Below are 24,931 nucleotides of genomic sequence, written 5' to 3'. Positions count from 1 at the left end.
CCGGAAAATAAGAGGCACCCGCCGTATCTCACCACGTAACGTCCGAGCTCATGACTGTGACCGTGCGTGCCCTCCACACCGAAGACCGGCCCGGCGTCGAGGCGTTCGCCCGCATCCGGCGCCTGGCCCTGCCCTTCTACCTGTGCACGCCGGAGGCCCTCGCGTACGACATCGCGCACGCCCACCCGGACGGGCACTACCGGGCAGCCACGACGCACCCGCACCCGTACACGCGGCCGCACGCGCACCCACCCGCCCGACTACCCTGCACACATGCCCCCCGCCGCCCCCGCATACCGACGACTCGGCGTCGAGGAACGGAGACACCAGCTCCTGGAAGCCGCCCTCTCCCTCTTCGCCCACCGGCCCCCGGAAGACGTCTCCCTCGACGACGTCGCCGAGGCCGCCGGTGTCTCCCGTCCCCTCGTGTACCGCTACTTCCCCGGCGGCAAGCAGCAGCTGTACGAGGCCGCGCTCCGCTCCGCCGCCGAGGAACTCGAACTCTGCTTCGACGAACCCCCGGAGGGCCCGCTCCCCCAGCGCCTCTCCCGCGCCCTCGACCGCTATCTCACCTTCGTCGACGAGCACGACGCCGGCTTCAGCGCCCTTCTCCAGGGCGGCAGCGTCGTCGAGACGTCCCGTACGACGGCCATAGTGGACCGGGTGCGCCGGACCGCCGCCGAGCACATCCTCAGCCATCTGGAGGTCGCGGAACCGGGCCCCCGGCTGCGGATGACCGTACGGATGTGGATCACCGCGGTCGAGGCGGCCTCGCTGATCTGGCTGGACGAGGGCAAGGAGCCGCCGGTCGAGGAGCTGCGGGACTGGCTGGTGGAGCAGTTCATGGCGGTGCTCACGGTGACCGCCGGCCGCGACCCGCAGACCGCGGCCGTCGTACGCGACGCGCTCGGCTCGACGACGACCTGACGCCGCCGCCCGCTGTCCGCCCCGGACTGTCGCCGACCGTCCCGTATCGGAAACTGATCCTGTGAAGAGCCAAGACACCGCCTTCGAGGGCGGCCCCCTGGACGGCCGCGTGCTGCCCATCCTGCTCGGCCCGACCGGACAGCCCCCGAAGACGTACAGGGTCCCGGTACCGGACGCGGCCGGCGGCCCGCCGACCGTACTGGTCTACCGCCGCGCCCCCAAGGGACCGCCGGGAAAGCTGGGCCTGCACCCGGGCTGGAAGTACGCCTACGACCCCGAGGGCGACAAGGCCGGCGACGACAGGCTCCGCTGGCCGTGGTCGAAACCGGCCAATGGACCAGGGCCTGCCCGGCGGAGCAGGCCGGAGGACGGCCGCGGCACCGAATGAACACCGGCGCGCGGGGCGACGGGGTCCCCCGCGCGAGCGAAGTCGAGCGTGGGGGAGTCGGCGACCGACGACAACGCGGCGGAGGCGCGTGCCAAGCCCCGCGTCTCCGGCATGGTCCGCCTGGCAGGCTCTCGGCGCCACGCCGCAGGGCAAGCCGGACGACACCGACGGGTGACGAGGTTGGGCCGAACCGCGCACGCTCGGCGAGCGGTCCTCGCGCCCGCGTCACAAGCTCGCGATGCGGAGCGGAAGGGCTGCCCCGCACCGGAGGTGATGACGTGTCAGGAAGGCTTCTGCGTCTGGTCTGTACGGCGGCGATGGCCGCCGGCACACTCCTCGCACCCGTCCCCGCCCTGGCCGCACCGGACCCGAGCCCCTCGGCGACCCAGTCCCCCGGCGAGCCCGCCGCAGCGGAAGAACCCTCCGTCACCGCCCTTCTGACCGACCTTCAGCGGCTGTACCGCGAGGCCGAGCAGGCCACCGAGACCTACGACGCCACCGCCGAACGGCTGAAGCGGCAGCGCGCCGAGGTCCGGCGCCTGGACGGGCAGCTCGTGCGCGCCCGGCTCTCCCTGCACGAGCGGCGCGGCGCCCTCGGCCGGCTCGCCCGGCAGCAGTACCAGAGCAGCAGCGCCATCTCCCCGTACGTGCAGCTGCTGCTGGCCCGCGATCCGCAGCACGCGCTCGAACAGGGCCATGTGATCCGGCAGTTGGCGCTGGAGCGGGCCGAGACGGTGGGCCGGCTGGTCGGCGGCGAACGGCGCACCGACGTTCTGGCGCGCGCGGCCCGTGCCGCCCTGGACCAGCAACTCACCCTCGCCGAACGGCAGAAGCGCGACCGGGACGCCGTACGGGAGCGGCTGAGGCGGGTCGAGGAGCTGCTCGCCACCCTCAGCACCGAACAACTCGCCGAGCTGGCCGAGTTGGAGCAGAAGGAGGGGGAGCGGGGCGAAGTGGCCGGTAAGGAGCGGGAGTTCATCACCTCGGGCGCGCTCAGCGCCGGCCGGAAGCCGTCCGGTGAAGGTGAGCGGGCACTGCGGCAGGCGGTGGCGCAGCTCGGGAAGCCGTACGAGTGGGGTGCCGAGGGGCCGGCGTCGTTCGACTGCTCGGGGCTGACCTCGCAGGCCTGGGAGGCGGCGGGGCGGCCCATCCCCCGGACCAGCCAGGAGCAGTGGGCGCGGCTGCCGCACATCCCGCTGGCCGAGCTGCGCCCCGGTGACCTGGTCGTCTACTTCCCCGAGGCGACGCACGTGGCGCTCTACCTCGGGGACGGCATGGTCGTACAGGCGCCGCGTCCGGGAGCCGAGGTGAAGGTGTCGCCGCTCTCGGCCAACCCGGTGCTGGGCGCCGTACGGCCGGACCCGGACGGGGAGCCCCTGACGCGGTACACACCGCCGAAGATCCCCGCCGACGCGACGGCGGGCTCGGACGAGGGCTACTCCCTCGCCACGAAGCCCGCGGATTCCTACGCGCCCGCGCCCGTGACCGAACCCAGGTAGGCGGCCGTCTTCTCGGGCTCGTAGAAGAAGTTCTCGAAGTCCGACGGGTCGTCGAAGGCGTTGGCGAAGCGGTCGGCGACCGGGGGCAACTGGCCTGCCGCGCCCAGGAGGTTGATGATGTGCTCCGGTGGCGGGGCGAGCATCGCGTTGGTCCACTTGGTGACGTGCTGGGCGGTGTCCCAGTAGCGGTCGAAGGTGGCCCGCATCCAGGTCTCGTCGAACTCCTTCTCGCCCTGTTCGAGGATCGAGGCGAGGTACGAGGCCGCGCATTTCGAGGCGGAGTTGGAGCCCTGGCCGGTGATCGGGTCGTTCGCCACGACCACGTCGGCCACGCCGAGGACCAGGCCACCGCCGGGGAGGCGGCCGACCGGGTGACGGACGGTGGGGGCGTAGCGGCCGGCCAACGTGCCGCCCGCGTCGGTGAGTTCGGCCTTGGTGGCCCGCGCGTACTCCCACGGTGTGAACCGCTCCATGAGTTCCAGGGTCAGGGAGAGGTGTTCGGCGGGGTCGCGGACGCCGTTGAAGACGTCGAGCGGGCCGCCGGGTATGCCCTCCCAGAACAGGATGTCGGCGCGGCCCGAGGTGGTGAACGTCGGCATGACGAACAGTTCACCGACGCCCGGGACCAGGTTGCATCGGACGGCGTCCATGTCCGGGTGCTCGGGGCGCGGGCCCAGGCCGTGGACGTAGGAGACGGCCAGCGCGCGCTGCGGCTCGCGGTAGGGAGAACGCTCGGGGTCGCGGGCGAACATCGACACCAGTTCGCCCTTGCCCGCGGCGACCAGGACCAGGTCGTACGTACGGGAGAAGTAGTCGAGGTCGCCGACCGCCGCGCCGTGGATGACCAGTTGGCCGCCGCGCTGCGCGAACGTCTCCATCCAGCCGGCCATCTTCACCCGCTGGTCGACCGACTGGGCATGGCCGTCGAGCTTGCCGACCCAGTCGATCGCGCGCTGGGTCGGGCCCGGGTCGTGCGAGCCGGGGGCGGCGACCGAGACGCCGAGTCCTTCGATCTTCGGGGCCTGGGACTCCCAGAAGTTCAGCTGGAGATCGCGCTCGTGCTGCAGAGCCGTATGGAACATGCACTGCGTGGACATGACCCGGCCGGACCGGATCTCGTCCGAGGTCCGGTTGGACATCAGGGTGACCTCGTACCCGTGCGACTGGAGTCCGAGGGCTATCTGGAGTCCGGCCTGACCGGCTCCGACGACGAGTATCTTCCGCATACGGTCTGGTCTCTCCCCATCGCTACGTAGCTGACGCTGTTACTCGGGACTGACGTCCAACGCGTGCCCCACCAGAGCGAGCAGGGTCTCGATCACCGGGAGGCGGCGCCGCGCATCCATGATCATGACAGGTATGTGCGCGGGCACCGTGAGCGCCTCCCGCACGTCCTCCGCGTCGAACTCCGCGCTGCCGTCGAAGTGGTTGACGGCCACGACGTACGGCAGCCCGCAGCTCTCGAAGTAGTCGAGCGCCGGGAAGCACTCCTTCAGCCGCCGGGTGTCGGCCAGCACGACGGCGCCGATCGCGCCGCGCACCAGGTCGTCCCACATGAACCAGAAGCGCTGCTGGCCCGGCGTGCCGAAGAGGTAGAGGACCAGGTCGTCGTCGAGCGTGACGCGGCCGTAGTCCATGGCCACGGTGGTCGTGCGCTTCTCGGGGGTCGCGGTGAGGTCGTCGGTGCCCTCGCTCGCCTCGGTCATGAGTGCCTCCGTCTGGAGGGGCTCGATCTCCGAGATGGTGCCGACCATCGTGGTCTTGCCGACGCCGAAGCCGCCCGCGATCACGATCTTCGTGGCGATCGGAGCGCGGGTGCGGTCCTCCTGCCACGGCCGCAACTCCTCGTCCTCCAACGGACTTCGGCCTTCCGGCGGAAGGTGGAGAAGCGGGGAGACGCCACGGGCGACGTCAGAGACGACGGAGTCCACTCAGCACCCTTTCCAGCAGTGCGCGGTCCGGCTGCCCCGGCCCGTGACCGGTTCCGTACACACGGATCTTTCCCTGGTCCGCGAGGTCGCTGAGGAGCACGCGGATCACGCCCAGCGGCATCCTCAGCAGTGCGGCGATCTCGGCCACCGTACGCATCCGGCGGCACAGTTCGACGATGGCCCGCAGCTCCGGCATGACCCGGGTGCTGAGGGAACCATTCTCCAACTCCTTGCGCTCCTCCGGCGCTTCGATCGCGGCGACGAACGTCTCGACGAGGAGGACATGGCCGAAGCGGGTCCGGCCGCCGGTCAGCGAGTACGGGCGTACCCGGGCCGGTTTGCGGTCGCCGCCCCGGACGGGAAGCTTGGGCGTGCCCGGCGTACTCACTCGGCACCTCCCGCGAGGCGGCCCCGCCCGGACCGGACGGCCATCGGACCGACCGGTGCGGGTTCCTCGACCGGCGATCCGCGTTCGATCGACTCCCGCAGCTCACTGCGGAGTTCGGGGGTCAGGACATGCCCGGCGCGGCCCACGAAGAGCGCCATGTGGTACGCCACCACGCTCATGTCGCAGTCCGGGGAGCCGTGCACACCGAGCAGGGAGCCGTCGCTGATCGACATCACGAAGAGGGTGCCGTCCTCCATCGCGACCATGGTCTGCTTGACGCCGCCGTAGTCCATCAGCTTGGCGGCGCCGATGGTGAGGCTGCCGATGCCGGACACGATGGTGGCGAGGTCGGCGGCGGAGCCTCTGGGGCCGGTCGGCCGGTCGGGCCGGCGTTCCGCGTTCCTGTCTGGGTCGGACGAGAGCAGGAGCAGACCGTCCGAGGAGACCACCGCGACCGACGTCAGTCCCGGCACCTCCTCGACAAGATTGCTCAGCAGCCAGTGCAGGTTGCGGGCTTCACTACTCAGGCCGAAGGTACTGGGCGCGGTCAACTGCTTGCCTCCTCGACAGTTTCCCCCGTGGTTTCTTCGGCACGTGCCGGCTCTGCCGGACGCGCCGTGTGTCCCGTCCGCTCCGCGATCTCCGCCTCCACGTCACGGTGTCCGTCGCGCGCACCGCGCTGGAACCCGCCGAGCCGGCGGCGCAGTGCCTCGGCGTCGACGGAAGCGGTGCGCGGTCTCGGCGGTTCGGCGGGCGCGGTGATCTTCGGGGTCCGCTTGGGCAGTCCCTTGTCCGTGACCGGTTCCTCCTCGACGCGCTCATGCGTGTCGGGGCCGATCGCGTAGGGGTCCGGGGCGGTGGTTCCGGTCGCGGGCGCGGACGGGGCGTCGGTGCCGGGCGCCGTGGGCACGGTCGGCTCGGTGGTCTCCCCGGCCGGGGGCGCCGCCGGCAGAAGCAGCTCCATGGTGATCTCGGACGCGGGGAGGGGCGCGGGCTCCGGCGCCGACACTTCCGTATCCGTATCCGCATCCGCAGCCGTGTCCGTGACAGGCGCCGGGTCCGCCTCGGTGTCGGTCTCCGCGTCGCGTACGGCCCGTTCCGCCAGGGTGATCATCGGGTCCGGCGCGTCGACCGGGATCGGGGTGTCGGCCGGCGCCTCACCCGGCTCACCCGCCGACTCGACGGCCGGTTCCTCGGCCTCCGAACGCCCTTGCAGGACATTGGAGTTGACCTCGGCATCGGCGCCCGGGAACGAGAGCGTCGGGGCGCCACCGGGCGTCGAGGCGGCCGACGGCGGTACGGCGGCCGGGTCCACGGCCAGCAGCGTCTTCGGCAGGACGACGACAGCCGCGACCCCGCCCTGCTTCTGCTCTCTCAACTGCACCCGCACGCCGTGCCGATGGGCGAGCCGCGCGACGACGTACAGGCCGAGCCCGATCCCGTCGCCGTCGTCCTTCTCGGCGCCGCCGCCCGTCTCGTAGGCGTCGTGCGGGGTGTCCGGGTCGAAGTCGGCGAGGCGGGAGTTGAGGCGGACCAGGCGCTCGGCGGTCATACCGATGCCCTCGTCCTGGACGGAGAGCATGACCTCGCCGCTCTCCAGCAGCCAGCCGGAGATCTCCACCGGCAGCTCGGGTGGGGTGAACGAGGTCGCGTTCTCCAGGAGTTCGGCCAGCAGATGGCTGACGTCGTCGGCGGCGAACCCGGCGAGATGCGCGTGCGGCGGCAGCGCGGAGATACGCACCCGCTCGTACCGCTCGATCTCGCTCACGGCGGCGCGGACGACGTCGACGAGCGGGACGGGACCCGCGTGCTGGTGGCCGTGTTCGGCGCCGGCGAGGACGAGGAGGTTCTCGCTGTGCCGGCGCATGACGGTGGCGAAGTGGTCGAGCTTGAACAGGGTGGCGAGCCGGTCCGGGTCCTGCTCGCGCTCCTCCAGGCCTTCGATGACCGCGAGTTGACGCTCGACAAGACCGAGGGTGCGCAGCGCGAGGTTCACGAAGGTGCCGTGGATGCTGTGCCGGGTGCGCGTCAACTGGGCTGCGGCGTCGGCGAGTTCGGTGCGCAGTTCCTCGCGCGCGTCGGCCATCTTCTGGCGCTGGCCGACCAGGTGCTTACGGTCGGACTCCAGGGTGGCGATGCGCTCGTGGACGGCGAGGGCGCGGGCGTGCAGGGCGTTGACGGAGCGGACGACCTGGGCGAACTCGTCGTTGCGGCCGGTGAACTTGACGGGTTCCTCGGCGAGCGGGTCGGCGGCCTCGGCCAGCCTGGCGGTGCCCCGGCGCAGCACGGAGAGCGGGCGGGTGAGGGTGCGGGCCATGGCGGTGGCGATACCGACGGCGACCAGGAGGAGGGCGCCGAGGACGGCGATCCGGATCTCCAGCTCGGTGACGTCGTCGTCCCGGAGCTGGGCGAGGGCCTTGGTGCGCCGGTCGTAGAGGGAGGCCTCGACGCCGCGCATCAGTTCGACGCGGGCGGAGACTGCCGCGTCCACACCGCTGAGGCTGGTGGCGAGCTCGCTCGTGGACAGCGTGGCCTGGTCGGTGAGCGACGCGAGGTACTTGTCGGCGGTGTCGACCTCGGGTCCGGTGACCGTGGAGTCGTAGCTGCCGACGGCCGCCTCGGGGGCCGTCTCACGGAAGTCGGCGATCGCCGCGTCCGAGCGCAGCCGGGCCTGCTGGGCGGCGGCGCTGAGCGCGTTGCGTGTCCTGGCGTCGGCCGGTGAGGTGACGGTCTGCTCGGACGTCAGCCCGGTGACCGGGTCGTACACGCTCTCGGTGGACGTCGGCACGCTGAGCGCGGCGAGGAGGAGGCCCCGGGCGGCGGCGGCCTGCTGGACGGCGGAGTCGAGCTCGGCGAGGGCGTACGCGCCGGCGCCCGCGCGGGGCGGCTGCTTCTCGGCCAGCTGCTCGGCGAGGCGGTGCAGCCCGGCGATGGCGGCGGAGTACGTCTCGTGCGACTGGAGAGCGGTGCTCTTGCCGGTGAGCACCGCCTGGCGCAGCGCGGCGATGTCGTCGAGGTCCGCCCGGAGCGCGGCCGGGGTGTCCGGGTTCGCGCGCAGGTCGCCGACCTCGCGGTCGACGCGGGCGGCGCGCTGGTCGGAGGGCGCCTTCGCCTTGGGCCGACCGGCGGCGATGTAGACGGTGACCTCGTCGCGTTCGTCGGCGAGCGAGTGGGCGAGGGTCAGGGCGTCCTGGGTCTGCGTCGCGAGCGTCACCAGGTCCTGGGAGTCGTGGAGCTGGGAGGAGGCGGCGATGACGGACGGGGCACCGGCCCCGGCGATCGCGGCGGCCACGACGGCGACGGCCACGATGAGCCGGTTGCGGACGTGGCCGGGGCGACCCCGGCCCGCGGGATCGGTCGGGGCGTCACCGATAGCGCCCCCTGCGGGAGCTGTCTGCCTGCCTGTGCGCCGAGGCCGCGTCTTCTGCACCGGTGCTCGCATTCCTGACTCGTGTGCCCATGGGCCCGGGTGACGATCCGTCGGGACCCGGATGACGTTCCGTCAACTGCATGGCCGCCCGGATGGTTCTGGCCTGCCGCTCACAACCCGGTACGGTTCCGGTGCTCCGGCACGGTCCGGCTCCCGACCCTCCCATGCCGGTGGGCAGGGAGCGCGCGTCACCTGACCCGCCACTCGAAGGAGTGAACATCAAGGAGTCAACATCGGCGGGGAGTTGGCGGCAAGTTCCTCTGGCCTGTGCGCCCACCCCGCGCGGCGGACCGGTTGGACGTGGGCGGCGGGCTTTGACATTATCCGCAGCGACGTCTTCACGGAGTAGATCATTCCCTCCCAAAACAGGCGTCTGACCAGCGACTACACGCTGTTTCGGCAATCGTTGCCAGCCTTTCGGGAAGCTTGTGAAGGGCTCGTGCAGACTGTCCGGATGCGCACTGAACTCGTCACGGAACCCGGCGATCCGGGCCGCCCCAATGAGGACTTCGCGGCGATCGGGCTTCCCGCCTCCGGGCAGGGCGGTTCGCTCGTCCTCCTGGACGGGGTGACTCCCCCCAGGACGGGGACGGGTTGTCTGCATTCCGTCCCCTGGTTCACGGCCCGGCTCGGCGGCGCGCTGACCGAACTGTCTGTTTCACAACGGGATATGCCCCTCACCGAGGTACTGGCGGCCGCCCTCACTCGTACCGCCGCGGCCCACGCACAAACCTGTGACCTTTCTCACCCGCGCACACCCCAGGCGACCGTGGTTCTCGCCCGCTGGTCACGGGCGACCGTCGAGCACCTCGTCCTGTCCGACTCGGCTCTGCTGACCGAGTCCCCGGACGGCACGGTCACGGCCCACCTGGACGACCGTCTGTCCCGCGTGCCCCGGTCCTCGCTGGCCACGGACGCGATCGCCGACGCGACGGTACGCAACAAGGAGGGCGGCTTCTTCACGGCGGCGGCCGAACCGTCGGTGGCCTCCCGCGCGGTCACGGGCACGACCCCGCGCGCCGAGGTGCGCGCCCTGGCCGCCCTGACGGACGGGGCGACCCGGTGGGTGGAGAAGTTCGCCGAGGGCGACTGGACGGCCTGCTTCACCACCGTCCGCAAGGAGGGCGCGGGGGCGCTGGTGCACCGCGTCCGGGAGCTGGAGCGGGCGGACGCCGACGCGGGCCGGCCGCGCCTGCGCCGCAGCAAGACGCACGACGACGCGACGGTCGTGTACGTGGAGCTGTGACGCCCGGCGACGACGAACCGGGCGAAGGACCGGGCGAACTACCGGGGCCTACTTCTCCATGCCGAGGTTCAGCTGATGCAGCAGCCGGGCCAGTTCGGCCACCTCGACGCGGTCCCAGGCGGCCAGCTCACGCACGTACCGTGCCCGTCGCGCCTCCCGGACGGTACGGAAGCGGGCGCGGCCCTCGTCCGTGAGGTGGACGAGCCAGGCGCGACCGTCGGCCGGATCCGGTTCGCGGGCGACGAGGCCCAGCTCCTCCAGGGCGCGCAGCTGGCGGGACATGGTGGCCTTGCCGACGCCGATGTAGGCCGCGAGCTCGGTGGCACGCTGACGCCCGCACTCGTCGAGCCGCACCAGCAGCCCGTACGCCGACGACTCCAGGTCGGGATGGACCTCGCGGGCCATCTCCCCGGAGTTGGCCCGGGCGCGCCGCAGGAACACCGTCAACTCGCGCTCCAGGGCGAGGAATTCCCGCTCGACCCCGCTCCCGGGCGTCGGGGACTCGACATGCCGCCCGTCGAGGCGTCCCCCGCCGTTGCCGTCCTCGTGCACGTCAGCACCCCTGATCCGGTCTCACCGCTCGGAAAGTCTCCGTCGAACACGGCCATCGCCGCAGCTCGGACAGTATTTCGCAGGAACGGGGAGAGGGTGTCATCCAGGGTCCCCGCCAGTCCCGGCTCCGCGTACAGGAAGGCCCGGGCCCCCTACGGGACCCGGGCCCTACCCGACCGGCAGCGTCCGTCACGCCGCTGCCGGAACCCTCACCTCCGCCGGGTTCTCCGCCGGGGTGAGCGCCAGTTCGAGGACCTGGCGGACGTCCGTGACGGCGTGGACGTCGAGCTTCTCCAGGACCTCGGCCGGGACGTCGTCCAGGTCGGCCTCGTTGCGCTTCGGGATGATCACGGTGGTGACGCCGGCCCGGTGCGCGGCGAGCAGCTTCTGCTTCACACCGCCGATGGGCAGCACCCGCCCGGTCAGCGAGACCTCACCGGTCATGGCGACGTCCGTGCGGACGAGCCGCCCGCTGAGGAGCGAGGCGAGTGCGGTCGTCATGGTGACGCCCGCACTCGGACCGTCCTTGGGCACCGCACCCGCCGGGAAGTGGATGTGCACGCCCCGGTCCTTCAGGTCACCGACCGGCAGTTCCAGTTCGGCACCGTGCGAGCGCAGGAAGGAGAGCGCGATCTGCGCGGACTCCTTCATCACGTCACCCAGCTGCCCGGTGAGCGTGAGCCCCGCCGCCCCGGTCTCCGGGTCGGCGAGTGACGCCTCGACGTAGAGGACGTCACCCCCGGCCCCGGTGACCGCGAGTCCGGTCGCCACACCCGGTACGGCGGTGCGCCGCTCGGCCGGGTCCGTGGCGGACTCGGGCACGTGGTGGGGCCGCCCGATGAGGCCGCGCAGGTCGTCCTCCGTGACGGTGAACGGCAGCTTCCGCTCCCCGAGTTCGTGCTGTGCGGCGACCTTGCGCAGCAGTCGCGCGATGGACCGCTCCAGGTTGCGGACGCCGGCCTCGCGGGTGTACTCCCCGGCGAGCTTGCGCAACGCGCCCTCGTCGAGGGTGACTTCGGGGCTCTCCAGGCCGGCCCGCTCCAACTGCCGTGGCAGCAGGTGGTCCCGGGCGATGACGACCTTCTCGTCCTCCGTGTACCCGTCCAGCCGGACGAGTTCCATCCGGTCGAGCAGGGCCTCGGGAATGGCTTCGAGGACGTTGGCCGTCGCGAGGAACACGACGTCGCTGAGGTCGAGTTCGACTTCGAGGTAGTGGTCGCGGAAGGTGTGGTTCTGCGCCGGGTCGAGGACTTCGAGCAGCGCGGCGGCGGGGTCGCCCCGGAAGTCGGAGCCGACCTTGTCGATCTCGTCGAGGAGAACGACGGGGTTCATCGACCCGGCTTCCTTGATGGCCCGCACGATACGACCGGGCAGCGCGCCGACATACGTACGCCGGTGCCCCCGGATCTCCGCCTCGTCCCTGACTCCGCCGAGCGCCACGCGGACGAACTTCCGCCCCATGGCGTGCGCGACGGACTCACCGAGACTGGTCTTGCCGACGCCGGGCGGCCCGACGAGCGCGAGCACGGCGCCACCACGGCGCCCGCCCACGACCCCGAGTCCGCGCTCGGCGCGCCGCTTGCGCACGGCGAGGTACTCGGTGATGCGTTCCTTCACGTCCTGCAGGCCCGCGTGCTCGGCGTCGAGCACGGTCTGGGCGCCCTGGATGTCGTACTCGTCCTGGGTCCGCTCGTTCCAGGGGAGTTCGAGGACGGTGTCGAGCCAGGTCCGGATCCAGCCGCCCTCGGGCGACTGGTCGGAGGACCGCTCCAGCTTGTCGACCTCCTTGAGAGCCGCCTCGCGCACGTTCTCCGGCAGATCGGCGGCCTCGACGCGGGCCCGGTAGTCGTCGGACTCCTCGCCGTCCTGCTCGCCGTTGATGTCGCGCAGTTCCTTGCGCACGGCTTCCAGCTGCTTGCGGAGCAGGAACTCCCGCTGCTGCTTGTCGACGCCCTCCTGGACGTCCTTCGCGATGGTCTCGGCGACGTCCTGCTCGGCGAGGTGGTCGCGCAGCTGCTGGGTGGCGAGCTTCAGCCGGGCCACCGGGTCGGTGGTCTCCAGGAGCTCGATCTTCTGGTCGGTGCTGAGGAAGGGGGAGTATCCGGAGTTGTCGGCAAGGGTGGAGACGTCGTCGATGGCCTGAACGCGGTCGACGACCTGCCAGGCGCCGCGCTTGCGCAGCCAGGCAGTGGCAAGAGCCTTGTATTCCTTGGCAAGTTCGGTGACGTGACCGGGTACCGGGTCCGGGACGGTCTCGTCGATCCGCGTCCCCTCCACCCACAGTGCGGCCCCCGGGCCGGTGGTACCGGCACCGATCCGCACGCGTCCCCGGGCTCGGATGAGGGCCCCCGGGTCCCCGTCGGCGAGCCGGCCGACCTGTTCGACGGTGCCGAGGACACCGGTGCTCGGGTATGTCCCGTCGATGCGCGGCACGAGCAGCACCCTGGGCTTGCCGGACTCGGTGCGCGCGGCGGCCTGGGCGGCCTCCACAGCGACCCGCACATCGGCGTCGTTCAGGTCCAGCGGAACAACCATGCCGGGCAGCACGACCTCGTCGTCGAGCGGCAGCACGGGCAGGATGAGCGGTGTGAACGCCGTGGACTCAGTAGGCATGATCTCCCCTTCTGCACTCAAGTTGAGCTATGCCGACTCAATGCTTGACGGGGGCCGATTGTTCCCCGGGACGTGTTCGCCGTGAGCGATCACGTCTGCCGCGCCGGTCGATCATCCGCGTACAGTCGCCCACGTAACACTCATTAGCGGAGATCAACCATTACACAAGGAGTGCGCGTGGACGGCACCGTGCGGGCCTGGGTCGACGGCTGGGTGGTCTCACGCGGGGCGTCGCCGCCGCTGGTCGAGCCCTGGGGATACACGATCGACGTGGGCACGGCCCGAGCCGTCACCCGGCACGTCCTGGGCGCGGTGAACGACGGCGTCGAGGAGCGGACCGTCCGGAAGGTGGCCGACGCCGTGACCGGGGCGGGCGTGTGGCTCAAGGTGTTCGACGACCCGGCGACGATCGGCGGATGGCTCGGCGAAGACTGGTCGGTCGACCCGGAGCCGGGTTACCTCATGTCGGTCCCGCTGACCGCCTCGGAGGCACCGGCCGCCCCCGACGGCTACCGGGTCCGCACCTGGACGCGCGGCGGCGTCACGCGCGTGATGCTCGCGGCGGCCGACGGTTCCTGGGCGGCCCGCGGCCAGATCGCCCCCACCGGCCGGACGGCTGTCGTCGACCAGGTGGAGACCTCCCCCGCGCACCGGCGCCGGGGCCTGGGCGCCTTCGTGATGCGAACGCTCTCACGGGAGGCGTTCACCCAGGGCGCGGAGAGAGGCGTACTGGCCGGAACTCCCGAGGGACGGGCGCTGTACGAGTCGCTGGGCTGGCACGTGGAGGCGCACCTGACGAGCGCGACGTTCACGGGGACGGCCGTCGACGAGCCCTAGTCCGGCCTCCGCCACCGACGCACCCAGGGCCAGGTGGCGACCCCGATGGCCAGCGCTGTCACGTGCCCCCAGTTGGTCATCGGATCGGTGTAGGCGATCAGGTCCTGCACCAGCGTCCCGCCGAACAGCACCAGCGACGGCCACCCCAGCCAGGGCCGCAGTAGTCCCGCCAGCGCCCCCACACTCGCCGCGACCCCGAAACTGATCCCGTAGTCGAGCCGGTGCAGCGAACTCTGGGGCAGCCACCCCACCAGCACCCCGAGCCCCACCGGCACCTCGGTCGCGAGGGTGGCCAGCACATGCCCGAGCGCGAACACCCAGGCGGTACGCAGCCCGCCGATCCGCCGCTCCAGCGCCGTAAGTACAAGGAGGAAGACGACGCCGTACGGCGAGGTCACGCCTCCCACGACCCACAGCGCGCTGGCGACCAGCACGAACACGGGCGTCCGCAGGAGGTGGGCGACATCCGTGCTGGTGCCCTGATGGAGGGCGTGCACCAGGGCGGGGTCCGCGTGTTCGGCCACGTAGGCCGTGACCAGCAGGACGGCCGCGTACGTGAAGGTGAACGGAGTGCCCGTGGGGGTGGGGACAAGGTGCCAGGGGCGGAAAACCCGCCTCCCGGGGACAGCGGCCGCCGGGACCACCGGCCGCGCGGACACGGCTTCCGCCGGCCCCCGCTGCCTCGGCATCCCGTCCAGCAGGCGCACGCCTTCCGCGACGGGCGCGCCCGGGAGCGCCGGCGAACCCGACGTCACGTCGCCCTTCGCGTCGACCCGTTCCACAGTGAGGCGCTCCTTCCGCTTCACCCCACCCTTCGCCTCCACCCACGCGGTTGTCTGTGACCCGCGCCACGCCACCGCCGATTCACAGCAAGCCGACAGGCCCCGTAAAGGCCGGGCTCATCCAGCCGCACTGCGCCAAGATGTCCCCATGACCCACCCGACCACCTCCTACGGCGCCCCCGAAGTCCTGGACCGGCAGCAGGGACCGTACGGCGAAGTCGTGCTGCGACGGCACGGAGAGTTACTGCAGATCATCGCCAACGGGTGCTTCCTGATGGACACTTCGGACGGCCGGTCCGAGCGCCTGCTCGTCGACGCCGCCCTCGACGCGCTCACTCCCGGCTCCCGGGCCTCCTTCCCGCACGTCCTCATCGGCGGTCTCGGCGTCGGGTTCTCGCTCGCGCACGCCGCGGCCGACCCCCGCTGGGGCGGCATCACCGTCGTCGAGCGTGAACCGGCGATCATCGGATGGCATCGCGACGGGCCACTGTCGGGGCTTTCGGCCCGCGCCCTCTCCGATCCGCGCACCGAGGTCGTCGCAGCCGACCTGGTGAGGTACGTCAATGAGACCTCCGCCACATTTGACGCGCTGTGTCTCGACATCGACAACGGCCCCGACTGGACCGTCACGGAGGACAATCAGGGCCTGTATTCGCAGGCCGGACTGGCAAGCTGCGCAAGGGTGTTGAGGCCGGGCGGGGTGCTCGCGGTGTGGTCGGCGCAACCCTCTCGGGAATTTGAGCAAACTCTACGGAATGCCGGGTTCCGGGCAGTACGCACCGAAGAGATCCCCGTTGCCCGGGGAGTCCCCGACGTCGTCCACCTCGCCGTCGGGCCTGGATAGCCCCCACGCGGTGACTGCCCGTACTCTGCTTCCCTGACGCCGATCACTCATCCGATCAGTCGTGCGTCAATCGCAGTCATGCGCGGACAAGCGCAGCCAAGGAACCACCCCACTGGTTCCGGAAAGCACACTTCAGGGACGGGCGATGGAGCAGACACACACCTCCCAGAACGGCGCGACGGCGACACCTGGCGCCCAGCGCCGGGTACTCGTGGTCGAGGACGATCCGACGATCGTCGACGCCATCGCGGCCCGTCTGCGCGCCGAGGGATTTCTCGTGCAGACCGCCGGTGACGGACCGGCCGCCGTCGACACCGCTGAGGCCTGGCAGCCCGATCTGCTGATCCTCGACATCATGCTGCCCGGCTTCGACGGGCTCGAAGTATGCAGGCGGGTGCAGGCCCAGCGGGCCGTGCCCGTCCTGATGCTCACCGCGCGCGACGACGAGACCGACATGCTGGTCGGACTCGGGGTCGGCGCCGACGACTACATGACGAAGCCCTTCTCCATGCGTGAACTGGCCGCGCGGGTGCATGTGCTGCTGCGCCGGGTCGAGCGTGCCGCCATCGCCGCGTCGACGCCGCGCTCCGGCATCCTGCGCCTCGGCGAGCTGGAGATCGACCACGCGCAGCGACGGGTGCGGGTGCGCTCCGAGGACGTGCATCTCACGCCCACCGAGTTCGACCTGCTCGTCTGTCTGGCCAACACGCCCCGCGCCGTTCTCTCGCGCGAGCAGCTGCTCGCCGAGGTCTGGGACTGGGCGGACGCCTCCGGCACCAGGACCGTCGACAGCCACATCAAGGCGCTGCGCCGGAAGATCGGCGCCGAGCGGATCCGTACGGTGCACGGGGTCGGCTACGCACTGGAGACACCGACGCCATGAACCTGGGGCGGCCGGCCGCACGGAGGAGCCCCGGGGAACCCTGGGGCGGCGTACGCCCGTTCTCGATCAAGACCAAGCTGGGCGCACTGGTCGTCGTCTCGGTGCTGATCACCACCGGTCTGTCGATGATCGCGGTGCACACCAAGACGGAGCTCCGCTTCATCACGGTCTTCTCGATGATCGCCACACTGTTGATAACGCAGTTCGTGGCACATTCGCTCACCGCGCCGCTGGACGACATGAACGCGGTGGCCCGCTCCATCTCGCAGGGCGACTACACACGCCGGGTGCGCGAGAACCGCTGGGACGAACTGGGCGACCTGGCCCAGACGATCAACGTCATGGCGGACGAGCTGGAGGCCCAGGACCGTCAGCGCAAGGAGCTGGTGGCGAACGTCTCGCACGAGCTGCGCACCCCGATCGCGGGCCTCCGCGCGGTCCTGGAGAACGTCGTGGACGGGGTCTCGGCCGCCGATCCGGAGACGATGCGTACGGCGCTCAAGCAGACCGAGCGCCTCGGCCGGCTGGTGGAGACCCTGCTGGACCTCTCCCGGCTGGACAACGGGGTCGTACCGCTGCGCAAGCGCCGGTTCGAGGTCTGGCCGTATCTCTCCGGTGTGCTCAAGGAGGCCAACATGCTGGCCTCCACGCGCGCGGGCATCGCGTCCGGGTCCGGCGGTCACACCCGTAACGACGTCCATCTGCACCTCGACGTCAACCCGCCCGAGCTGGTCGCGCACGCCGACCCGGAGCGTCTCCACCAGGTCGTCGCCAACCTGATCGACAACGCGGTCAAGCACAGCCCTCCGCACGGCCGGGTCACGGTGAAGGCACGGCGCGGAACGCCGGCCGAGTCACTGGAGCTGGAGATCCTGGACGAGGGTCCGGGCATTCCGCGCTCGGAGTGGCACCGGGTCTTCGAACGGTTCAACCGCGGTGGCGTCAGCGCACCGCACGGGCCGGGCAGTGACGGCGGTACGGGTCTCGGGCTGGCGATCGCCCGCTGGGCGGTCGATCTGCACGGCGGCCGGATCGGTGTGGCCGAATCCGAGCGGGGTTGCCGGATTTTGGTCACCCTTCCGGGAGAGTCATCCGTCCCAAGTTGACGTAAAGTTCGAAGCGGAGCCGCAAGATCCACCTGACATCCCCGCTGACGGACGCGCGTGGACACGTGTGATTGCTCACAGGCCCGCGCATTTCGTGCGCCCGGGCGACAATTTGCGTTTCCCTCACGTGTCTCATTCGGACCGGAACCCCGCTTGTTTCCCGCCATTTCACCCCCCGAAACCCGATTCTCGATGTGACTTACGCGACGTTGAACGGACCCGGACTGACCTTTCGGCCACGGGGGCGTAGCCTTGATTCCCGCTGTCCATCACCTTGTGAAGCCACCATGTGAAGCGGAAGAGGGCGGTTGCCGCCGTGTCGCCACAGTCCCCCAGTAACTCATCGAGCATCTCGACCGACGAAGGCTCAGGTAACCCTGCGGCCGCGTTCGGACCGAACGAGTGGCTCGTCGACGAGATCTATCAGCAGTACCTCCAGGACCCGAATTCCGTAGACCGTGCCTGGTGGGACTTCTTCGCCGACTACAAGCCCGGGGCGGCCGCCGTCCCCACGGCTACGGCGGGTACTGCGGCCGCGGGGGCCGCAGAGACCACCCCGACCCCCCAGGCCGCCCCCGCGGCGCCCGTCGCCCCGACCGTGCCCGCACCCGCCCCTGCGGCCGCTCCCAGGCCCGCCGCGGCCGCTCCGGCAGCCGCCCCGGCTGCTCCGGTCGCGAAGCCCGCTGCGGCGGCGCCCGCACCGGCCGTCGCCAAGCCCCCGGCCGCTCCCGCGCCCCAGGCCGCGGACGGCCCGGAGTTCGTGACGCTGCGCGGCCCGTCCGCGGCCGTGGCGAAGAACATGAACGCCTCGATCGAGGTGCCCACGGCCACGTCCGTGCGCGCGGTCCCGGTGAAGCTGCTCTTCGACAACCGCATCGTCATCAACAACCACCTGAAGCGTGCCCGGGGCGGGAAGATCTCCTTCACCCACCTCATCGGCTACGCGATGGTGCAGGCCATCAAGGTCATGCCGTCGATGAACTACTCCTTCCAGGAGAAGGACGGCAAGCCCACCCTCGTCAAGCCGGCGCACGTCAACTTCGGCCTGGCCATCGACCTGGTGAAGCCCAACGGCGACCGCCAGCTCGTCGTGGCCGGCATCAAGAAGGCCGAGACGCTGAACTTCTTCGAGTTCTGGCAGGCCTACGAGGACATCGTCCGCCGCGCCCGCGACGGCAAGCTGACGATGGACGACTTCACCGGCGTCACGGTCTCCCTGACCAACCCCGGCGGCCTCGGCACCGTCCACTCGGTCCCGCGTCTGATGCCCGGTCAGTCGGTCATCATGGGCGTCGGTTCCATGGACTACCCGGCCGAGTTCCAGGGCACGTCCCAGGACACCCTGAACAAGCTCGGTATCGCGAAGGTCATGACGCTCACGTCGACCTACGACCACCGGGTCATCCAGGGCGCCGCGTCGGGCGAGTTCCTGCGTGTCGTCGCCAACTCCCTCCTCGGGGAGAACGGCTTCTACGACGAGATCTTCGAGGCGCTGCGCATCCCCTACGAGCCGGTCCGCTGGCTCAAGGACATCGACGCCAGCCACGACGACGACGTCACCAAGGCCGCCCGGGTCTTCGAGCTGATCCACTCCTACCGGGTCCGCGGCCACGTCATGGCCGACACCGACCCGCTGGAGTACCGCCAGCGCAAGCACCCCGACCTGGACATCACCGAGCACGGGCTCACCCTCTGGGACCTCGAGCGCGAGTTCGCCGTCGGCGGCTTCGCGGGCAAGTCCCTGATGAAGCTGCGCGACATCCTCGGCGTGCTGCGCGACTCGTACTGCCGCACCACCGGCGTCGAGTTCATGCACATCCAGGACCCGAAGCAGCGCAAGTGGATCCAGGACCGCATCGAGCGCCCCCACTCCAACCCGGAGCGCGAGGAGCAGCTGCGCATCCTGCGCCGCCTGAACGCGGCGGAGGCCTTCGAGACCTTCCTGCAGACGAAGTACGTCGGCCAGAAGCGCTTCTCCCTGGAGGGCGGCGAGTCCGTCATCCCGCTGCTCGACGCGGTCATCGACAGCGCGGCCGAGTCGCGCCTCGACGAGGTCGTCATCGGCATGGCCCACCGCGGCCGGCTGAACGTCCTGGCGAACATCGTCGGCAAGTCGTACGCCCAGATCTTCCGGGAGTTCGAGGGCAACCTCGACCCGAAGTCGATGCACGGCTCCGGCGACGTGAAGTACCACCTGGGCGCCCAGGGCGTGTTCACGGGCCTGGACGGCGAGCAGATCAACGTCTCGCTGGCCGCCAACCCGTCCCACCTGGAGACGGTCGACCCGGTCATCGAGGGCATCGCCCGCGCCAAGCAGGACATCATCAACAAGGGCGGCACGGACTTCACGGTCCTGCCGGTCGCCCTGCACGGTGACGCGGCCTTCGCGGGCCAGGGCGTGGTGGCCGAGACCCTCAACATGTCGCAGCTGCGCGGTTACCGCACCGGCGGCACGGTCCACATCGTCATCAACAACCAGGTCGGCTTCACCGCCGCCCCGGAGTCGTCGCGCTCCTCCATGTACGCCACCGACGTGGCCCGCATGATCGAGGCGCCGATCTTCCACGTGAACGGCGACGACCCCGAGGCCGTCGTCCGCGTCGCCCGGCTGGCCTTCGAGTTCCGGCAGGCGTTCAACAAGGACGTCGTCATCGACCTCATCTGCTACCGCCGCCGCGGTCACAACGAGTCGGACAACCCGGCGTTCACGCAGCCCCTGATGTACGACCTGATCGACAAGAAGCGCTCGGTGCGCAAGCTCTACACCGAGTCCCTCATCGGTCGCGGCGACATCACCCTGGAAGAGGCCGAGCAGGCCCTGCAGGACTTCCAGGGCCAGCTGGAGAAGGTCTTCACGGAGGTCCGCGAGGCGGTCTCGCAGGCTCCCGAAGCCCATGTCCCGGACCCGCAGGCCGAGTTCCCGGTTGCCGTGCAGACCGCGATCTCCCAGGAGGTCGTCAAGCGCATCGCCGAGTCCCAGGTCAACATCCCCGACCAGGTCACCGTCCACCCGCGCCTGCTGCCGCAGCTGCAGCGCCGCGCGGCGATGATCGAGGACGGCACGATCGACTGGGGCATGGGCGAGACTCTCGCCATCGGCTCGCTGCTCCTCGAGGGCACTCCGGTCCGCCTCTCCGGCCAGGACTCCCGCCGGGGCACGTTCGGCCAGCGCCACGCGGTACTGATCGACCGGGTCACGGGCGGGGACTACACCCCCCTCCAGTACCTCTCGGACGACCAGGCCCGCTACAACGTCTACGACTCGCTTCTCTCCGAGTACGCGGTCATGGGCTTCGAGTACGGCTACTCGCTGGCCCGTCCCGAGTCCCTGGTGATGTGGGAGGCGCAGTTCGGCGACTTCGTCAACGGCGCGCAGACGGTGGTCGACGAGTACATCTCGGCGGCGGAGCAGAAGTGGGGCCAGACGTCCGGCGTCACGCTCCTGCTCCCCCACGGCTACGAGGGCCAGGGCCCGGACCACTCCTCGGCCCGTATCGAACGGTTCCTGCAGCTCTGCGCCCAGAACAACATGACGGTCGCTCAGCCGACGCTCCCGTCGAACTACTTCCACCTCCTGCGGTGGCAGGTGCACAACCCGCACCACAAGCCGCTGGTGGTCTTCACCCCGAAGTCGATGCTCCGCCTCAAGGCGGCGGCGTCGAAGGCGGAGGAGTTCACGTCGGGCGCCTTCCGTCCGGTCATCGGCGACGAGTCCGTCACCGCGGCCGACGTCCGCAGGGTCGTCTTCTGCGCCGGCAAGCTCTACTACGACCTTGAGGCCGAGCGGAAGAAGCGCGGCAACACGGACACGGCGATCATCCGCATCGAGCGCCTGTACCCCCTCCCGGGTGCGGAACTCCAGGCGGAGATCGCCAAGTACCCGAACGCAGAGAAGTACCTGTGGGCGCAGGAGGAGCCGGCGAACCAGGGCGCGTGGCCCTTCATCGCCCTCAACCTGATCGACCACCTGGACCTGGCGGTCGGCGCGGACATCCCGCACGGCGAGCGCCTGAGGCGCATCTCGCGCCCGGCGGGCTCGTCCCCGGCGGTGGGTTCGGCGAAGCGCCACCAGGCGGAGCAGGAGCAGCTGGTGCGTGAGGTGTTCGAGGCCTGAGCCTCTGAACACGCCTGACGGCACAGGGCCCGGCACCGGAATTCGGTGCCGGGCCTTCGTCATGTGCCGTCGGGGCGGCTCCGCATAACCTTGAGAGGTACGACCGGTGACCCCGGGCCCCGGGCCCTGATCGCCGGTCTCCCCACCACCGACCCGAGCAGTCCCCAGGAGAACATCCGTGTACTTCACCGACCGAGGCATCGAAGAACTCGAGAAGCGGCGCGGCGAGGAGGAGGTCACCTTCGAGTGGCTCGCCGAGCAGCTGCGGACCTTCGTCGACCTCAATCCCGACTTCGAGGTACCGGTGGAGCGCCTGGCGACCTGGCTGGCCCGCCTGGACGACGAGGACGACGAGTAGGCAGGACCGCGACAGGCCGGGCCGGGGTGGGCCGCGTCCCCTGACGAGTGTCTTGACTTCCCGTGAGCGCGATATATCGTGAATAGCAGAAGACGCGATATGGCGCGTTGCGTTCTGTCGCCTTCGGCTGTCGAGCGTGTCCGTTCACCCAGGGGGTCCGCATCATGTCCACCACGTCCGAGTGGTCCGTCAAAGAGCCCGGCAAGCTCACCTTCGACGAACCGGTCACAGGCCTGCACGTACGCATCGTCAACGGAACAGTGAACGTCGTGGGCACCGAGGAGAGTTCCGCCCGTCTGGAGGTCTCCGAGATCGAGGGCCCACCCCTGGTGGTGACCCAGGAGAACGGCGTCCTGACGGTGGCGTACGAGGACCTGCCCTGGAAGGGCCTCCTCAAGTGGCTGGACCGCAAGGGCTGGCGCCGCAGCGCGGTCGTCTCCCTGGCCGTCCCGGCACACACCCGTGTCGAGGTGGGCGTGGTCGGCGCCGGCGCGGTGGTCTCGGGGGTCGACGGTCCGACGGTGGTGAAGGGCGTCACCGGCGACACGACACTCGTCGGCCTGTCCGGCCCGGTCCGCGCCGACACGGTCTCGGGCAACCTGGAGGCCCAGGCGGTCACGGGCGACCTGCGGTTCAACTCCGTCTCCGGCGACCTCACCGTCGTCGAGGGCTCCGGACCCTCCGTGCGCGCGGAGTCGGTGAGCGGCTCCATGATCGTCGACCTCGACCCGGAGGGGCCGACGGACGTGCAGCTGACCAACGTCTCGGGTGAGATCGCCATCCGGCTCCCTCATCCGGCGGACGCCGACGTGGAGGCCAACACGGCGAGCGGCAAGATCTCGAACGCCTTCGACGGCCTCCGCGTCCACGGCCAGTGGGGCGCCCACCGCGTCACGGGCCGCCTGGGCGCGGGCACGGGCAAGCTGCGGGCGACGACGGTCTCCGGCTCCATCGCCCTGCTCCGCCGCCCCCAGCGGGAGGACGAGCCGGCCGACTCCACCCCCGCCGGCTCCACCCCGGCCGCCGGGAACCCGTCCGCCCCGGGTGACGATTCAGGATCCACGAACAAGAAGGTGCTCTGACATGCCTCCCGTCTTCGCCCACGGCCGTCTGCGTCTCTACCTGCTGAAGCTGCTGGACGAGGCTCCCCGCCACGGCTACGAGGTGATCCGCCTCCTGGAGGAACGCTTCCAGGGGCTGTACGCGCCGTCGGCGGGCACCGTGTACCCGCGCCTGGCCAAGCTGCAGGCCGAGGGCCTGGTCACGCACACCACCGAGGGCGGCCGAAAGGTGTACGCGATCACGGACGCGGGCCGCGCCGAGCTGGCCGACCGCAGCGGTGAACTGGCCGACCTGGAACTGGAGATCCGCGAGTCGGTGGCCGAACTCGCCGCCGAGATCCGGGCCGACGTCCGGGGCGCGGCGGGCGACCTGCGCCGGGAGGTGCGCGCGGCGGCGAGCGAGGCCCGCAGCGGCCCCGGAGCCGCGCAGGGCGCCCCGTTCGGGGACCACGCGGACGTCGGTGACAAGGAGGCGTGGCGCGCCGCGAAGGAGGAGATGCGGCGAGCCAAGCAGGAGTGGAAGGAACAGGCCCGGCGCGCGAAGGACGAGAGCCGCCGCGCCCGTGAGGAGGCCCAGCGGGCCAGGCGCCAGGCCAAGGAGGCCCAGGAACACGCCCGCGCCCAGGCCCAGGAAGAGGTCCAGCGCATCGCCAGGCGCGTCCAGGAGCAGGTCCAGGACCACTTCACGAGGGGCGACTGGCCGACAGGCGTCCGGGAGGGTCTGACCGAACTGGCCAAGGAGTTCGGCGAGTTCGGAAAGGACTTCGGCAAGAACCTCGGCAAGGACATCGGCCAGGGCCTGGGCAAGGACTTCGGTTTCCCCCGCCCGGGCGGCACCGCGGCCCCCACGGCCCCGGGACGGGAGCACCCGGAGTACACGGACACTCCCCCGGACTTCCCGGCCGGCTACGAACCGCCGACCTGGGCCCACGAGGACTCCACCGGCAACCCGGCCCGCGACCTGGACCGCCTCCTCGACCGCTTCCGCGACGGCATCCGCGACACGGCCCGCGACCACGGCGTCACGGAACCCCAGGTCCACGAGATCCGCGGCCATCTGTCCGCGGCGGCGGCACTGGTGGAGGCGACCTTGCGGACACCGAAGCCATGAGGCAGAAGGAGATGCAGAAGGCTCCTCCTCAGCCCGCCTTCGCCTCGCCCTCGCCGTACAGCACCCGGCTCAGACCGCCGTATGTGACTCCCTGATCGGCGAGGACCTCTGACGGCACCCCCGGGCGAGCCGTCAGGGCCAGGAGGATGTGCTCGTCGCCGATCCGTCGGTCCCGGTGGGCCACGGCGATGCGCAGGCACCTCTCCAGCACCTCCTTGGCATCCCGGCCGAAGGGTCGCCGCCCCGACGACCACCATCCTCTGTCCTGAGGGCCGCCCGACATCGCGCCGACGCCGTGCACCTCCTCGACGCGGGAGACGATGTCGGACACGTCGATGCCGAGCCCGGCGAGGGCATCGGCCTCGGCCTGGGACAGTCCGGCGCGGCGCCGGGCGTCGGCGAGGGCGGCCTTCACCGACTCCTTGCGGTCGGCGAGGCCGAGCGAGGCCAGCGCGAAGGAGGCCCTACTGGCTTCCCGGTCGAGCAGCGCGAGCAGCAGATGCTCGGCGTCGACGAACCGACTGCCGGCGCGCTCGGAGTGCTCGACGGCACCCTGCACCACAGCGCGCGCATCGCTCGTGAACCGTTCGAACATCACTGCCTCCCGTGCTTCTTGTGGACGGCCTGCCTGCTGACACCGAGTTCCGCGGCGATCTCCTGCCACGACCAGCCCTGGTTGCGCGCGCTGCGCACCTGCACGGACTCCAACTGCTCGACCAGCTTCCGCAGCGCGGAGACGGCCCGCAGTCCGATCCGCGGATCACGGTCACCCGCGCGCTCGGCGAGATCTGTTGCTTCGGTCATGACGTCAACATAGGTTGACACCGATGAGCCTGTCAACTCTGGTTGACAGGCTCGGAT

Annotated in this window: 22 protein-coding genes; 12 read left to right on the top strand and 10 right to left on the bottom strand. The window is 70.8% G+C overall.

Annotated elements, in window-relative coordinates:
- Window positions 1-273: 273 nt before the first annotated feature.
- The 3 genes from STRTUCAR8_RS46935 (at window position 274) to STRTUCAR8_RS46925 (ending at window position 2,814) form a co-directional block, all read left to right on the top strand.
- Window positions 274-927: a TetR/AcrR family transcriptional regulator gene (locus STRTUCAR8_RS46935; protein WP_006383565.1), complete on the top strand. Its 654-nt coding sequence runs from the start codon at window positions 274-276 to the stop codon at window positions 925-927.
- Window positions 928-988: 61 nt separating this feature from the next.
- On the top strand, window positions 989-1,315 hold the full coding sequence (locus tag STRTUCAR8_RS46930; protein WP_006383571.1) for a hypothetical protein: 327 nt from the start codon (window positions 989-991) through the stop codon (window positions 1,313-1,315).
- A 278-nt stretch (window positions 1,316-1,593) separates the two neighbouring features.
- Window positions 1,594-2,814 carry a C40 family peptidase gene (locus tag STRTUCAR8_RS46925; RefSeq protein WP_006383580.1) on the top strand — a complete coding sequence of 407 codons (1,221 nt, stop codon included), beginning with the start codon at window positions 1,594-1,596 and terminating at the stop codon, window positions 2,812-2,814.
- Here the strand turns inward: STRTUCAR8_RS46925 and STRTUCAR8_RS46920 are convergent.
- From STRTUCAR8_RS46920 to STRTUCAR8_RS46900, 5 genes are read right to left on the bottom strand one after another with little or no spacing between them, the layout of a single operon-like run.
- Window positions 2,781-4,040: a styrene monooxygenase/indole monooxygenase family protein gene (locus STRTUCAR8_RS46920; protein ID WP_006383575.1), complete on the bottom strand. Its 1,260-nt coding sequence runs from the start codon at window positions 4,038-4,040 to the stop codon at window positions 2,781-2,783. The two genes, STRTUCAR8_RS46925 and STRTUCAR8_RS46920, sit on opposite strands and share 34 nt — an antisense overlap.
- Before the next feature lie 39 nt (window positions 4,041-4,079).
- Window positions 4,080-4,745, bottom strand: coding sequence for a GTP-binding protein (locus tag STRTUCAR8_RS46915; protein WP_006383568.1), 666 nt, complete (start codon window positions 4,743-4,745; stop codon window positions 4,080-4,082).
- A complete protein-coding gene (locus tag STRTUCAR8_RS46910; protein WP_006383566.1) occupies window positions 4,726-5,133 on the bottom strand; it encodes a DUF742 domain-containing protein in 408 nt (135 codons plus the stop codon). The genes STRTUCAR8_RS46915 and STRTUCAR8_RS46910 overlap by 20 nt, the downstream gene beginning before the upstream one ends.
- Window positions 5,130-5,684, bottom strand: a complete 555-nt coding sequence (locus STRTUCAR8_RS46905) for a roadblock/LC7 domain-containing protein (RefSeq protein WP_006383579.1) — start codon at window positions 5,682-5,684, stop codon at window positions 5,130-5,132. Before STRTUCAR8_RS46905 ends, STRTUCAR8_RS46910 begins: the two co-directional genes overlap by 4 nt.
- The gene (locus STRTUCAR8_RS46900; protein WP_006383569.1) at window positions 5,681-8,563 is read right to left on the bottom strand and encodes a sensor histidine kinase; all 2,883 of its coding nucleotides are present in this window, start codon (window positions 8,561-8,563) and stop codon (window positions 5,681-5,683) included. Before STRTUCAR8_RS46900 ends, STRTUCAR8_RS46905 begins: the two co-directional genes overlap by 4 nt.
- 454 nt (window positions 8,564-9,017) lie before the next feature.
- Here STRTUCAR8_RS46900 and STRTUCAR8_RS46895 point away from each other — a divergent pair, with 454 nt between their 5' ends.
- The gene (locus tag STRTUCAR8_RS46895; protein ID WP_006383581.1) at window positions 9,018-9,809 is read left to right on the top strand and encodes a protein phosphatase 2C domain-containing protein; all 792 of its coding nucleotides are present in this window, start codon (window positions 9,018-9,020) and stop codon (window positions 9,807-9,809) included.
- A 48-nt stretch (window positions 9,810-9,857) separates the two neighbouring features.
- Here STRTUCAR8_RS46895 and STRTUCAR8_RS46890 read toward each other — a convergent pair whose 3' ends face one another.
- Window positions 9,858-10,361 carry a MarR family winged helix-turn-helix transcriptional regulator gene (locus STRTUCAR8_RS46890; protein ID WP_006383561.1) on the bottom strand — a complete coding sequence of 168 codons (504 nt, stop codon included), beginning with the start codon at window positions 10,359-10,361 and terminating at the stop codon, window positions 9,858-9,860.
- Between the two features lie 189 nt (window positions 10,362-10,550).
- Entirely contained in the window at window positions 10,551-12,974 is a 2,424-nt protein-coding gene (gene lon, locus STRTUCAR8_RS46885; protein WP_006383563.1) for an endopeptidase La, read from the bottom strand.
- A 177-nt stretch (window positions 12,975-13,151) separates the two neighbouring features.
- Between lon and STRTUCAR8_RS46880 the strand changes: the two genes are divergently transcribed.
- Window positions 13,152-13,811: a GNAT family N-acetyltransferase gene (locus tag STRTUCAR8_RS46880; protein WP_006383564.1), complete on the top strand. Its 660-nt coding sequence runs from the start codon at window positions 13,152-13,154 to the stop codon at window positions 13,809-13,811.
- Here STRTUCAR8_RS46880 and STRTUCAR8_RS46875 read toward each other — a convergent pair.
- Window positions 13,808-14,593 (bottom strand): rhomboid-like protein, encoded by a 786-nt coding sequence (locus STRTUCAR8_RS46875; protein WP_006383582.1) that lies wholly within the window; start codon window positions 14,591-14,593, stop codon window positions 13,808-13,810. The genes STRTUCAR8_RS46880 and STRTUCAR8_RS46875 overlap by 4 nt on opposite strands.
- A gap of 148 nt (window positions 14,594-14,741) precedes the next feature.
- Between STRTUCAR8_RS46875 and STRTUCAR8_RS46870 the strand changes: the two genes are divergently transcribed.
- The 7 genes from STRTUCAR8_RS46870 (at window position 14,742) to STRTUCAR8_RS46840 (ending at window position 24,070) form a co-directional block, all read left to right on the top strand.
- Window positions 14,742-15,437: a spermine/spermidine synthase domain-containing protein gene (locus tag STRTUCAR8_RS46870; RefSeq protein WP_006383576.1), complete on the top strand. Its 696-nt coding sequence runs from the start codon at window positions 14,742-14,744 to the stop codon at window positions 15,435-15,437.
- Window positions 15,438-15,582: 145 nt separating this feature from the next.
- Window positions 15,583-16,320 (top strand): response regulator transcription factor, encoded by a 738-nt coding sequence (locus STRTUCAR8_RS46865; protein WP_006383578.1) that lies wholly within the window; start codon window positions 15,583-15,585, stop codon window positions 16,318-16,320.
- On the top strand, window positions 16,317-17,426 hold the full coding sequence (locus STRTUCAR8_RS46860) for a HAMP domain-containing sensor histidine kinase (protein WP_006383573.1): 1,110 nt from the start codon (window positions 16,317-16,319) through the stop codon (window positions 17,424-17,426). The genes STRTUCAR8_RS46865 and STRTUCAR8_RS46860 overlap by 4 nt, the downstream gene beginning before the upstream one ends.
- Before the next feature lie 316 nt (window positions 17,427-17,742).
- A complete protein-coding gene (locus STRTUCAR8_RS46855) occupies window positions 17,743-21,540 on the top strand; it encodes a multifunctional oxoglutarate decarboxylase/oxoglutarate dehydrogenase thiamine pyrophosphate-binding subunit/dihydrolipoyllysine-residue succinyltransferase subunit (protein ID WP_006383567.1) in 3,798 nt (1,265 codons plus the stop codon).
- Window positions 21,541-21,718: 178 nt separating this feature from the next.
- The gene (locus STRTUCAR8_RS46850) at window positions 21,719-21,898 is read left to right on the top strand and encodes a DUF6104 family protein (RefSeq protein WP_003992906.1); all 180 of its coding nucleotides are present in this window, start codon (window positions 21,719-21,721) and stop codon (window positions 21,896-21,898) included.
- Window positions 21,899-22,062: 164 nt separating this feature from the next.
- The gene (locus tag STRTUCAR8_RS46845) at window positions 22,063-22,980 is read left to right on the top strand and encodes a DUF4097 family beta strand repeat-containing protein (protein WP_006383570.1); all 918 of its coding nucleotides are present in this window, start codon (window positions 22,063-22,065) and stop codon (window positions 22,978-22,980) included.
- Between the two features lies 1 nt (window position 22,981).
- Complete coding sequence (locus STRTUCAR8_RS46840) at window positions 22,982-24,070, top strand: helix-turn-helix transcriptional regulator (RefSeq protein ID WP_006383574.1); 1,089 nt, start codon at window positions 22,982-22,984, stop codon at window positions 24,068-24,070.
- A 28-nt stretch (window positions 24,071-24,098) separates the two neighbouring features.
- On the opposite strand, the gene STRTUCAR8_RS46835 is transcribed toward STRTUCAR8_RS46840, so the two are convergent.
- Both STRTUCAR8_RS46835 and STRTUCAR8_RS46830 read right to left on the bottom strand, forming a co-directional pair.
- Window positions 24,099-24,665, bottom strand: a complete 567-nt coding sequence (locus STRTUCAR8_RS46835; RefSeq protein ID WP_006383562.1) for a Clp protease N-terminal domain-containing protein — start codon at window positions 24,663-24,665, stop codon at window positions 24,099-24,101.
- The gene (locus STRTUCAR8_RS46830; protein WP_044474098.1) at window positions 24,665-24,874 is read right to left on the bottom strand and encodes a helix-turn-helix domain-containing protein; all 210 of its coding nucleotides are present in this window, start codon (window positions 24,872-24,874) and stop codon (window positions 24,665-24,667) included. The genes STRTUCAR8_RS46835 and STRTUCAR8_RS46830 overlap by 1 nt, the downstream gene beginning before the upstream one ends.
- Between the last annotated feature and the right edge of the window lie 57 nt (window positions 24,875-24,931).

Origin of the sequence: Streptomyces turgidiscabies Car8 (assembly GCF_000331005.1) — a bacterium.
Lineage (GTDB): Bacteria > Actinomycetota > Actinomycetes > Streptomycetales > Streptomycetaceae > Streptomyces > Streptomyces turgidiscabies.
This window is presented reverse-complemented; position numbering and strand designations above follow the sequence as displayed.

Bases quoted from the DNA above. Each gene is read 5' to 3' on its own strand.
- STRTUCAR8_RS46935 (WP_006383565.1), top strand. From the start codon at position 274: ATGCCCCCCGCCGCCCCCGCATACCGACGACTCGGCGTCGAGGAACGG.
- STRTUCAR8_RS46920 (WP_006383575.1), bottom strand. From the start codon at position 4,040: ATGCGGAAGATACTCGTCGTCGGAGCCGGTCAGGCCGGACTCCAGATA.
- STRTUCAR8_RS46895 (WP_006383581.1), top strand. From the start codon at position 9,018: ATGCGCACTGAACTCGTCACGGAACCCGGCGATCCGGGCCGCCCCAAT.
- lon (WP_006383563.1), bottom strand. From the start codon at position 12,974: ATGCCTACTGAGTCCACGGCGTTCACACCGCTCATCCTGCCCGTGCTG.
- STRTUCAR8_RS46870 (WP_006383576.1), top strand. From the start codon at position 14,742: ATGACCCACCCGACCACCTCCTACGGCGCCCCCGAAGTCCTGGACCGG.
- STRTUCAR8_RS46865 (WP_006383578.1), top strand. From the start codon at position 15,583: ATGGAGCAGACACACACCTCCCAGAACGGCGCGACGGCGACACCTGGC.
- STRTUCAR8_RS46860 (WP_006383573.1), top strand. From the start codon at position 16,317: ATGAACCTGGGGCGGCCGGCCGCACGGAGGAGCCCCGGGGAACCCTGG.
- STRTUCAR8_RS46845 (WP_006383570.1), top strand. From the start codon at position 22,063: ATGTCCACCACGTCCGAGTGGTCCGTCAAAGAGCCCGGCAAGCTCACC.
- STRTUCAR8_RS46840 (WP_006383574.1), top strand. From the start codon at position 22,982: ATGCCTCCCGTCTTCGCCCACGGCCGTCTGCGTCTCTACCTGCTGAAG.
- STRTUCAR8_RS46835 (WP_006383562.1), bottom strand. From the start codon at position 24,665: ATGTTCGAACGGTTCACGAGCGATGCGCGCGCTGTGGTGCAGGGTGCC.
- STRTUCAR8_RS46830 (WP_044474098.1), bottom strand. From the start codon at position 24,874: ATGACCGAAGCAACAGATCTCGCCGAGCGCGCGGGTGACCGTGATCCG.